Origin of the sequence: Ruminococcus sp. RTP21484sp1_RTP21281st1_A8_RTP21281_210402 (assembly GCF_040914025.1) — a bacterium.
Classification (GTDB): Bacteria; Bacillota; Clostridia; order Lachnospirales; family Lachnospiraceae; genus Blautia_A; species Blautia_A faecis.
The window spans coordinates 1-10905 of record NZ_JBCPGE010000058.1 but is presented as its reverse complement, the minus strand read 5'-3'; the positions used below and the strand labels follow the sequence as shown (position 1 = coordinate 10905).

9 protein-coding genes and 1 pseudogene are annotated in these 10905 nt (G+C 44.1%); 9 read left to right on the top strand and 1 reads right to left on the bottom strand.

The genetic code is table 11. The annotated features are described in order from the left end of the window. The 4 genes from AB5170_RS19810 to AB5170_RS19795 form a co-directional block, all read left to right on the top strand. A partial coding sequence (locus AB5170_RS19810; protein WP_368365142.1) for a hypothetical protein occupies nt 1-265 on the top strand: 265 nt, incomplete at its 5' end. A gap of 110 nt (nt 266-375) precedes the next feature. Continuing rightward, on the top strand, nt 376-2472 hold the full coding sequence (locus AB5170_RS19805; protein ID WP_195589556.1) for an aryl-sulfate sulfotransferase: 2097 nt from the start codon (nt 376-378) through the stop codon (nt 2470-2472). A gap of 105 nt (nt 2473-2577) precedes the next feature. After that, on the top strand, nt 2578-4653 hold the full coding sequence (locus AB5170_RS19800; protein ID WP_173717184.1) for an aryl-sulfate sulfotransferase: 2076 nt from the start codon (nt 2578-2580) through the stop codon (nt 4651-4653). 64 nt (nt 4654-4717) lie between these two features. Further along, nucleotides 4718-4822 carry a DUF6783 domain-containing protein gene (locus AB5170_RS19795; RefSeq protein ID WP_368072594.1) on the top strand — a complete coding sequence of 35 codons (105 nt, stop codon included), beginning with the start codon at nt 4718-4720 and terminating at the stop codon, nt 4820-4822. A 14-nt stretch (nt 4823-4836) separates the two neighbouring features. On the opposite strand, the gene AB5170_RS19790 is transcribed toward AB5170_RS19795, so the two are convergent. Then, nucleotides 4837-5742 (bottom strand): AraC family transcriptional regulator, encoded by a 906-nt coding sequence (locus AB5170_RS19790; RefSeq protein ID WP_118577895.1) that lies wholly within the window; start codon nt 5740-5742, stop codon nt 4837-4839. 354 nt (nt 5743-6096) lie between these two features. Here AB5170_RS19790 and AB5170_RS19785 point away from each other — a divergent pair, with 354 nt between their 5' ends. The 5 genes and pseudogenes from AB5170_RS19785 to AB5170_RS19765 all read left to right on the top strand — a co-directional run. Continuing rightward, nucleotides 6097-7020 (top strand): dihydrodipicolinate synthase family protein, encoded by a 924-nt coding sequence (locus tag AB5170_RS19785; protein WP_118577896.1) that lies wholly within the window; start codon nt 6097-6099, stop codon nt 7018-7020. A gap of 139 nt (nt 7021-7159) precedes the next feature. Beyond that, nucleotides 7160-8209: a sialic acid TRAP transporter substrate-binding protein SiaP gene (locus AB5170_RS19780; RefSeq protein WP_118577897.1), complete on the top strand. Its 1050-nt coding sequence runs from the start codon at nt 7160-7162 to the stop codon at nt 8207-8209. A 234-nt stretch (nt 8210-8443) separates the two neighbouring features. Then, on the top strand, nt 8444-8938 hold the full coding sequence (locus AB5170_RS19775; protein ID WP_118577898.1) for a TRAP transporter small permease: 495 nt from the start codon (nt 8444-8446) through the stop codon (nt 8936-8938). Beyond that, nucleotides 8935-10221: a TRAP transporter large permease gene (locus tag AB5170_RS19770; RefSeq protein WP_173717181.1), complete on the top strand. Its 1287-nt coding sequence runs from the start codon at nt 8935-8937 to the stop codon at nt 10219-10221. Before AB5170_RS19775 ends, AB5170_RS19770 begins: the two co-directional genes overlap by 4 nt. A 364-nt stretch (nt 10222-10585) precedes the next feature. After that, nucleotides 10586-10905, top strand: a pseudogene (locus AB5170_RS19765) (hypothetical protein); the annotation flags it as partial.

Below are 10905 nucleotides of genomic sequence, written 5' to 3'. Positions count from 1 at the left end.
CTGTATGATTAAGCTGAAGATCGAGAAAGACGGCAGCAAGGAGACTTTGGACTGGGCGAATCTGAAGCTGACTGACAGTGAAGGAAATGAATACAGCAGAATGGATGATGAATTCATTTCAGAGCTTGGTATGACACGTATGGCAGGAACCACTTTGAATTTCGGTTCCAACGAGGGCTGGATCGCATTTGAGATTGACGAGAATGCAGAAGGTCTGGAGCTTAGCTATCCATTTGAGGCAGAGGAATATCACTGCGCATTATAAGGATGATAAAAAATGCAGACAATCCGTCAGCTGCCATGACGGTGGTATGAAAATGCGGATTTTGTATTAGATCGTGTTTGAGAAATCATAAAATTGCACAGGAGGCTGGCATGAAGAATAAAAGATATCGGGAACTGGCTGCAATACTTGTAATGATGACAATGACAGCGGGTTCTATTACTACAGTTGCAGCAGAAACAGAAACTACAGCAGAGGAAGAAACTACAGCAGAGACAGAAACAGATGAGCCGGAAACAGAAACTGCCGAGGATGCAGAGAATGCAGATTCCGAGGCAGCAGAAACAGCAGATACCCAGTCCCAGGCGACAGCCTTGGAAGTAACTGACCGGTTTGCACAGCAGACTGCTGTTGATGAAGCACTTCTTCAGGAGGCATCAAACGGCTACAGTCTTGATGAGGCTCTGATTGTAGTCAATCCATATGGAATGTCCCCTTTAAGTGCAGTTGCCGTTTTTTCCACAGAGGAAGCCTGCGGCGGAACTGTTACTGTGAAAGGGAAATCAGCAGAGAACGATGTGACGGGAACTTTTGAGGAGGCAACGGAGCATATCGTCCCGATTTATGGTCTTTACAACAATGATACCACAGAGGTTGTAATCACTCTGGATGATGGGACTTCTGCTACCTTTGAAGTAACCACAGAAGATATAGGTGTTGATTACGGTACAATCCAGACAGAGATGAAAAGCGAGGCAAGTTACGATTATTCGAACCTGACTTTTGTCTGCTCCACTATGGGAACCCTGTATGGAGTAGATGCGGCCGGAGATATCAGATTCTTTACCAATATTGGCGGAACTCTCGGAGTTCACCAGCTGGAGAACGGGCATCTTCTCATGCCTGCATCCTATGTGCTGAAGAGCAGCTACTATAAAGAAGGAATGATCGAAGTCGACCTTCTGGGAAAAATTTACCGCGAATACATGATTCCTGGTGGCCAGCATCACGATTTCGTGGAGCTTCCGGATGGCAATCTCCTGGTGGCTTCTGACAGCCCGGACTTAAGCACAGTTGAGGACTACGTGGTAGAAATTGACCGCGAGACCGGTGATGTTGTATGGGAGCTTGACATGAAAGATCTCATCAGCCAGGAAGATGGACAGTCTGCTTCTATGGATTCAGACGGAAGTGAGGAAGCTGACTGGTTCCATAATAATGGTCTTGCCTATGATGCAGAGAATGATCTGGTTCTTCTTTCTGCAAGACACAAAGATGCCATTGTAGCAGTAAATAAAGAGGACAAATCCCTGGCATGGATCCTTGGAGATCCTACAGGCTGGGATGGTGTGGATCCGTCTTATTTCTTTACTCCGGAGGGAGAAGATTTCGAATGGTTCTATGCACAGCATAATGTTTCCATTCTGGATAATGGAGATATTGCTCTTTTTGACAATGGTACTGCCAAGGTAAAACGTGTGGATGGCGATAACCGTGTAAGTGGTGATAACGTATATTCCCGTGCGGTTGTTTATCAGATTGATACAGAGAACATGACCGTTTCCCAGGTAACTGAGTATGGTAAAGAGCGAGGCGCCGACTGGTATTCGGACTGGATTTCCGGTGTGGTTTCCCTGGATGGAACACAGGATCATCTGTGGATCACAGCTGGCTCCCACTTGCATAGCGATGAAGAAAACCGCAGTGATTATTACCCGAAAGATATGTTTGTACAGGGACTGACCAAGACCACACATATTGATCAGGTAGATAATGGAGAGCTGAGCTTTGAGCTGACGATCTCCGGTGACACTTATAATGCGCTGACCTATCGTTCTTTCCGCATGCCCCTTTATACAGAAGGAAAATATGATCCATCCGCAGTTCCGGAGGTGCTTGGTTCTCTTGGAGAGACAAGTTATGAGGAAAGCAGCATTGATGTGAGCACCGCAGAGGCTTTGCCAGATGGCTGGAATTTCCTGCTGGATGGAAGCAAGATCAGTGTGAACGGAAGCTTCCAGACCCAGACCGCAGCAGCAGATCTGCAGGCTGGAAAGATGATCCTGATAAGCGGTGAGTCCCAGAGAGCTTATCAGCTGACACAGACTCCTTCTGAAGGAGATGACGGAACAAATGTTACAGTTAAGGGCTGGACGGCAGTTGACGGGCTGGAAGGTCAGAAATGGGATATTTACCTGGAACTGGACGGTGTTCTTTATAATACGGGATATATGTACAGTCAGGCATAAGTATATAATTTGTCAAAATGGGTTCAAGAGCCTTGAACCCATTTTGACGTTACAGGCTTTGCAGCCTGTACAGACATAACGACAAAAATTTGAGGAGCTTACAGTATGAAAAAATGGAGCAAAAAGAAAAAAATCACCATTCTGCTTCTGTTTCTGGTGCTGCTTGCATTGTTTGCAGGCCTTTGCTGGAAAAAGCGGCGGGGAATTTATAATACTTACATGAAACTTACCAATCAGGAAATTCCCTATTCTGTAAAAGAAAAACGGAAGAAAAAATATGGCTATTACGGTCAAAAGCTGAATGTTACCATGGATGTGGATGACACGATTTCCATTCAGGAAAACGATGATTCCGCGAATGATATCCAGACTGAAATCCCTCAGGCGAAAACACTGGTGGCAACCTCCTATGAGATTGACCAACAGCTGCAGGCAGAGCAGGAAAATGGATATACATGGGATGATCCCATGGTTATTCTTAACCCATATCAGATTTCCCCATTAACTGCAGTAGTACTTTTTGACACAGAAGAAGAGTATGGAGTGCGCTTTACTGTGAAAGGAAAAACTGCAGCAGCAGACATCAGCGGAGAGATAGATGCGGCCAGTTCACACAGAGTGCCCATTATCGGTCTTTATCCGGGAGAGGATAATACAGTAGTACTGGAACTTCTGGATGATTCCGGCAGAGTGAAGGATTCCCAGGAGATCACCATTACAACAGAAGCTTTGCCAGAGTCTCTTACGGATGTGATCGAACCTGTGGAGACCAGTGGAGAATCTGCATATGATCTGACCATGGTTTACGGACAGCGCACTCATCTTCCTTTTGCATATGACTGCATGGGAGATATTCGCTGGTATATGAACAAAGAGACTGGAAATTATGGCCTTTACATGCTTTCCAACTGCAGAATGATCTGGCAGGATACTGCCGGATATGTTCCGAACCTGGAGAAGCCTCAGTCTACCAATCTTTATGAGCTGGATTATCTGGGAAGAGCTTACAACATGTATTATCTTTCCGGGGGAAGTCATCATGAGGTAATTGAGAAGGAGCCAGGCGGAAATCTTCTGGTGCTTACAAGCTCCATGCAGAGCCATTGTGAAGATAAAGTTGAGGAAATCGACCGGCAGACAGGTGCGGTGGTAAATGAACTGAAACTTCAAGATATTATTAAATGCAAATACGAGAATCTGGTTGACTGGGCTCATATTAATACGGTTTCCTATCAGCCGGAGACAGATACTATTCTGCTCAGTGTCCGCAATCTGGAATCTGTGATCAAGGTAAACTGGACAACCAAGGAAATCCAGTGGATTCTTTGCGATCCAAGATTCTGGGAAGGCACAGACTATGAAAAATATGTGCTGAAAGCAGATGGTGATTTCATTTATCAGTTCCAGCAGCATACAGCATATCAGATCGATACAGATCTGGATGGCGATGACCAGACTATAGAAATCACCATGTTTGATAACCATTTCCTGTGGAGAAGGAAGAAAGATATCGACTATTATGACAAGACAGAGGAATCCTACCTGCTGGTATATTCTGTAAATGAAGCAGAAGGTACTGTGAAGCAGATTAAGAAGATTCCTACGGTATGGTCCAAGATCACATCCGCAGCGATTTATGAGGCTGACAGCAATCATTTCTTCGGAATGTGCGGTCATGTGGCAAATGCAGAAAACGGCTGGAAGGGAATGACCTACGAGTTTGACTACGATACAGAGAAGGTCCTGAATCAGTACTGTCTTAAGAAAACCTTTTACCGTGCAGAGGAAATGCGGATTGATTACAACGATCTTGCAAGTCCTATGGAGCTGGATGAGAATTATATCAAAGGAGAATTGTGGCAGCCGGTGAAGACCTGGAAATGGCTGTGGAACAAGAAACCGGATCAGGTGCTTCCGGCAGATACCCTGACATATAACATCACTGGAAAAGTGCTCTATATAGGGACCTATGATCATCAGATTTCCCAGATCATTTTTAAAGGGGCGAAGAATACCTATGTTTATGATACAACAGAGGTTCGTCTGCATATGGAAACATTTCTGGATTTCTATGAAAATATCCCGGTGCCGCTTCAGGGAATGAATGCAGATAATTATGAAATCTACGTCATGTATCAGGACGGATTTTATGATACACAGCAGACCTTTGCAATCAATTAAACAGGTGATATTGCAAAGCCAGAATAGTAAGGGTATTGAGCCCGGATTCAGCTACCGCAGCTGAATCCGGGAAAAATATACAGCAAAGCAGGGCGCGCAGATTGCGGGAATGATTTTCAAACACGCTCTGGACGCGGAAAAAAATGCTGCAAAATCATTTTTGCAATGATTTTGCAGCATTTTCTATGACTGGGAAAAACTTTTGCGGTATGCCGCCGGGCTGTAGCTCAGAGTCTTTTTGAAAACAGAGCAGAAGTAATTGCTGGAAGAAAAGCCCAGCTGGTAAGCAATATCTGTAATGGAATCATCTGTAGTCTTCAGAAGCATCTGTGCCCGATCCATTTTCTGGAGGGTAATGTATTCAGCAGGAGTAATTCCCAGTTCTTCTTTAAATTTGGCTTTAAAACGGGATAGAGAATAGTTGGATGCCTGGGCAAGCTCCTGAAGTGTAATGGGGTTTTCAATATTCTGTTCAATGTATTTCAGCGCATGTCCGATGTCACTGTTCAGCTGTTCATTGATCTCTTCCTGGGCTGGAACTGCAGTCAGGTAGTTCAGACTGGCAAGTACACAGGTCAGATACTGGACACCGGCAATGGAGTCGCCTTCTGTTCCGTAAGAAATCAGGTTAAAAGCAGTGCGCAGCATGGAAATCTGGGAACTGCCTACATGGTACAGGTGCTGATCCATATTCAGAAGCCGATGGCACAAAATATTGCTGTAATGCTGGTTCAGACCAAGGAAATTATCGTGCTCCTTCAGATCCAGCTGCATTGCAAAAAATTCGCAGCGGTTCTGGGCAATATGTCCTGTAGTATGAAGCTCATAAGGTCTGGTGATAAAAAGGTTATTTCCGGTAGCACAGTAGCTGGTGCGGACGCCGCCTTTCATAACGTAAGTCTTGCGCTGGCCTTTCACCATGAAATGAAGCTCGATGATATCAGAGTGATAATGCAGAGGAACCGGAACGCCAGGTGCCATAGGTGTAAAATGAGAAAGATTTCTAAGCCCCGGGATCTTATGTTTATCTGCTGTTAATATTTTTTTATGTTCGTTCCATATGTAATCGTCAAATATTTCCTGTTCCATTCAAGTCGCCTCTTCTTATGTCCGTGAATTATTGTGTTGCAGTCTGTTTTACTACTGTTCACTGGTAACGTTCCGCGAAGTGTGTTACTGTGAACGAAGTGAACCGTAACTCTGTTTTGTTTACCGCACTATGTTTTGCTGGTTTGTATTCTTTTTCGTACAAAGTTATAAAATAGTACTAAATATTTTGCTGAAAGCAATTTTAAATTATTTATATTATACTATAGTCACAGTTGAAAAGCAATTGCGCGGTTGCAGTGGATAGTAAATGTTGTTGTTCATTCCGTTCATAAAAACACATCGCGGAACGTTACCGGTGAACAGCAACAAGTAAACATCAAGAGGGAGAAGAGCATGAAAAAAACAATTGCAGGCGGCGTATGGCCGGTTATGATCACACCTTTTACAGAGGACAACAGGATCGACTATGATGCAGTCCTTCGAATCATTGAGTGGTATGACAAGAACGGTGTTGACGGAATCTTCGCAGTATGTCAGTCCAGTGAAATGTTTGAGCTGAGCCCACAGGAGAGAGTGGAGCTTGCAAAATTTATTATCAATAATACACCAAAGCACATGGGAGTAATTGCTTCCGGACATTGCGCTGAGAAGGTAGAGGATCAGATCCGCGAAGCTCAGACTGTAATCGATGCCGGTGTAGATGCATATGTTTTCATTTCCAATCAGTTTGCAAAAGAGAACGAGAGCGAAGATGTAGCTAAGAAAAATATTGAATATCTTCTGGATCACATTGATGGAGATATGTTCGGTGTTTATGAGTGCCCGGCACCATACAAGAGACTTCTTTCACCAGAGCTTCTCAAATGGTGTGCAGAGACTGAGAAATTTGCATTCCTGAAAGACACCTGCTGTGATCTTGATCAGCTGGAAGCAAAATGCAAAGCAGTTGAGGGCACCGGATTAAAGATCTTCAATGCAAATGCAGCAACACTTCTTCGCAGCATGGAAATGGGATGTGCAGGATACTCAGGAGTTATGGCAAACTTCCATCCGGATCTTTATGTATGGCTTTGCAAGAACTATAAAGAGCAGCCGGAGAAAGCACAGGAGCTTATGAACTTCCTTGGCGCTGCTTCCATGGTTGAGTGCCAGGTATATCCGGTAAACAGCAAATACCATATGAATCTGGTAGGTGTGCCGATGACACTTCAGTCAAGAAGACAGGATTATAAGCTTCTTACAGGAAGCAAGAAATTAGAGATCGAAGAGTTCTGTGCGATCACAGAGACCTTCCGCAAGAGCTTTTTTGGAAAGTAATCAGAGATAACTGCCGGAACGGTGGGGACCGTGAGGCCGGCTGAAAGGTATTTCTTAAGATTTGTAATTGGGGTTACAAATATACGTGAAAAAAGGGAAACAAAAACACATAGTGTGTAAAAATCAGGAGGATGAGAGAATGAAAAAAAGATTAATGGCAGCAGTATTATCAACAGCTATGGCAGCAACAATGCTGTTAACAGGAAGCATCAGTGTACAGGCAGCAGATGCTGCAGCAGCAAATGACCCGGCAGTAGAGCTGATCTTTACATCAGTATCTGTAAGCGGTGACTCCCATACAGAGGCTATGTATGAGTTTGCAGATAAAGTTGAGGAATTATCCGGTGGTTCCGTAACATGTAAATGCTACGACAACGGTTCTCTGTTCTCTTCCGAGAACGAGTTTGATGCTCTTCTTAACGGAGATGCAGATCTGGCATATATTTCCTTCCCGACAATTGCAACACAGATTCCGTCCTACAGCATGTTTGCTTCCGGATATCTGTTCAGCTCCTATGAGCATATGACAAGCGTTCTCAACGGTGACATCGGACTTAACAAGATCCGTCCACAGATTGAAGAGACACTGAACATCAAACCTCTTTCCAGCTTCTATCTTGGAAGCCGTGTAATCAACACAAGAGAGAAAGAAATCAACAGCTACGATGACATGAACGGATTACTTCTCCGTATGCCGAACTCTGAAGCATGGCTGTTCCTTGGTGAGGCACTTGGTGCAAACCCGACACCACTTTCCTTCAGTGAGCTGTATACTGCACTTCAGACTGGCGCTGTAGATGCACAGGATAACCCGCTTCCAAGTATCGAGAGTGCAAAATTCTATGAAGTAACAAAATACATCGCAATCACAAACCACGTTGTTGATTCCATCATGCCATGTATCAACGGTGACACATGGAACAGCATGACAGAGGCTCAGCAGGAAGCTGTTACTGAGGCTATGGAATATGCAAGAGACGTAAACGATACAGCAAGACTTGACAGAGAAGCTGAACTGATCAAATTCTTTGAGGAGCAGGGACTTACTGTTACATATCCTGACATCAACGAGTTTAAAGAAAAAGTTCAGGCTAAGTATATGGAAAACGAAGATATGATCAAAGACTGGGATATGGATCTTTACAACGAAATCCAGGCTATGGCTGATACAACAACCGCAGAAGAGTAAACTGAATTGTCGTGACAACAGGCAAGACATAGTGATTAGCTATGAATTGACAGCAAAACTTGAGACATCTGTCTGACTTATAACAAAGAAAAGTCCCAGGCTGTGTGTACGGCCTGGGCTTTTTAACAAAGAACAGATTTTTTGCCTGTCTGCACAGGTGAAACCTTTTGCAGTAGTGTCTGCAAAAGGGAACAAACCGATGGCAGAAAAGTGAATCTGAGAGGAGAGGAAACTGTGGATAATTTCAAAAAGATCGGGAAAAAGATCGTCGATTTTCTTGGCGTTTTTATCCCAAACATTACGTTTTTGGTAATTTTCCTTACCTTTATGGTAACGATCGTATCCAGATATTTTTTCAAAACCCCTGTAACATGGAGTTATGAGGTATCTGTTCTGGGTTACATGTGGACCATGTTCTTCGGCGTTGGTAAGGCAATGGAGGCTGATGAACACGTAGTATTTGGTCTGGTTTACGATGCTGTAAAACCTCGTACCCAGTTTATTTTTAAAGTAGTTTACAATACATTTCTTTTAATCCTGCTGGTAACCTGTTTTGTACCGTGTTTCCAGTCCATGGTTGGAAAGAAAATGGTGACAGGAGTTCTGAAGCTTCCATATACAGTTGTTTTTGCACCATTTATGTATATGCTGGCTGAGATCATTGTCAGAACCTGTATCAATATCAGAAATGCATTTAAAGAATACAAGGAAGGAGGAAAAGAATCATGAGTATGCCGATTATTATGTTGTTTGTGGTTATGGCTATCTGCTTCATAATCCGTATGCCTGTTTCTTTCTCCATGCTTGCAGCTTCTATTACATATTTTCTGCTTGCAGCTCCGGACAAACTGGGCCAGGTATTTACCGTTATCACTGGTAACATGTTTGCAAACTATACCATGCTTGCAGCGCCGCTGTTTATTTTCATGGCAAACGTGCTGAATGAAGGTGAGGTAACAGACAAGCTGTTCTCTTTCTGTAATGGTCTTCTTGGAAGATTAAAAGGTGGTACAGCACAGGTTAACGTATTTATTTCCCTTATTTTCTCCGGCATGACCGGTTCTGCTATCGCAGATGCTTCCGGCATTGGTCTGATGGAGATCGACCAGATGAAAAAAGAGGGTTACGATGCAGAGTTCAGCTGTGCTATCACAGCCGCTTCCGCAACTGTAGGACCGATTTTCCCGCCAAGTATTCCGATGGTTATTTACGCTATGTTATCTGGCGCTTCCATTGGTAAGCTGTTCATGGGCGGTATGGTTCCTGGCGTTTTACTTGCCATTCTTCTTATGATCTATGTTGCGTTTATTTCTCATAAGAGAAATTATCCGGCTGGTGTGGTCATGAGTAAGAGAGAGTTCCTGAAGGCTACCGTGCAGGCTCTTCCGGCGCTGTTTACAGTTGTAATCCTTCTTGGCGGAATTTATTCCGGTATCTGTACTCCTACAGAGGCTGGTGCTGTTGCTTCTGCATACGCACTGATCATCTCAGCACTGATTTACAAAACACTGGGATGGAAAAAGCTTTGGGGTATCATCAAGAAATCCGCTGCAAACACAGCTACACTGGCTCTCCTTTGCGGAACTTCCATGCTGTTCTCTTACATCATCTCTCTGGAGCAGGTTCCGAGAGTTGTTGCAAGCCTGGTTATGGGAATCACAGATAACAAATACATTTTCCTGTTTATCGTAAACATCGTATTCCTGCTTCTTGGCTGTGTACTTGATGTAAGTACTATCCAGCTGGTATTCGTACCAATGGTTCTTCCGTTGGTACAGGCTATGGGTATTGACCTTGTTCATTTCGGCGTTGTAATCTGCCTGAACATGATGATCGGTCTTTCCACACCGCCATTTGGTATGCTGTTGTTTATTGTTTCGGGACTTGGAAAAACGAAGATCAAGGGTGTCATACGGGAGATTTTGCCGATGGTACTTATTATGATCGGGCTGTTGTTCCTGGTTACTTATGTACCGGATATTATTATGTTTATACCTAACAACTTCATGTAAAATATGAACTTGGGTAGTTGGAAAAGGGACTGTTTTGCAGTCCCTTTTGTTGTATCGGGAGGCGCGGTTACCCGGACGCACTTTCGCAGCTGATATTCCACGCGGGGCGGTGCAACACTGCGGCGAGCTAACTGTTAACTACGACTAAATCGTTCAGGAGAGCCTTCACGATTAAGTCTTCGTAAGCAGTGGATCTCGCCTCCGTTAAGGGCGCACCTGGAAATGCCCCGCTTAGGAATATCAGTTGCGAAAACGCTGTGTATTGGTAACGAATGGATACAATAAAAGCGACGGTGCTGGTGATGATGGAATAGGGAATTTAGAACAATAATGTAATGTGGGACTATAAGAGGAGGACATGAGGATGGGCACATTGGATGAGGTAAAGGGATTGATTAAGAATCCGCCGAAGGAGTATCGGAGTGCTCCTTTCTGGGGGTGGAATGACAGGCTTCAGAGGGAGAATCTGGGAGAGCAGATAGAGGGATTTAAGAAGGCGGGAATGGGGGGATTTTTTATTCATTCCCGTGAAGGGCTGGAGACGGAGTATCTTTCCACAGAGTGGATGGAGGATGTGAAGTTCTGTGTGGATAAAGCCCGGGAAAATGACCTGGAGCTGTGGATATATGATGAGGATAAATGGCCGTCGGGGGCTGCGGGAGGTATGGTCAGCAAGGTAAATCC

Bases quoted from the DNA above. Each gene is read 5' to 3' on its own strand.
- AB5170_RS19800 (WP_173717184.1), top strand. From the start codon at position 2,578: ATGAAAAAATGGAGCAAAAAGAAAAAAATCACCATTCTGCTTCTGTTT.
- AB5170_RS19790 (WP_118577895.1), bottom strand. From the start codon at position 5,742: ATGGAACAGGAAATATTTGACGATTACATATGGAACGAACATAAAAAA.
- AB5170_RS19770 (WP_173717181.1), top strand. From the start codon at position 8,935: ATGAGTATGCCGATTATTATGTTGTTTGTGGTTATGGCTATCTGCTTC.
- AB5170_RS19780 (WP_118577897.1), top strand. From the start codon at position 7,160: ATGAAAAAAAGATTAATGGCAGCAGTATTATCAACAGCTATGGCAGCA.
- AB5170_RS19785 (WP_118577896.1), top strand. From the start codon at position 6,097: ATGAAAAAAACAATTGCAGGCGGCGTATGGCCGGTTATGATCACACCT.
- AB5170_RS19805 (WP_195589556.1), top strand. From the start codon at position 376: ATGAAGAATAAAAGATATCGGGAACTGGCTGCAATACTTGTAATGATG.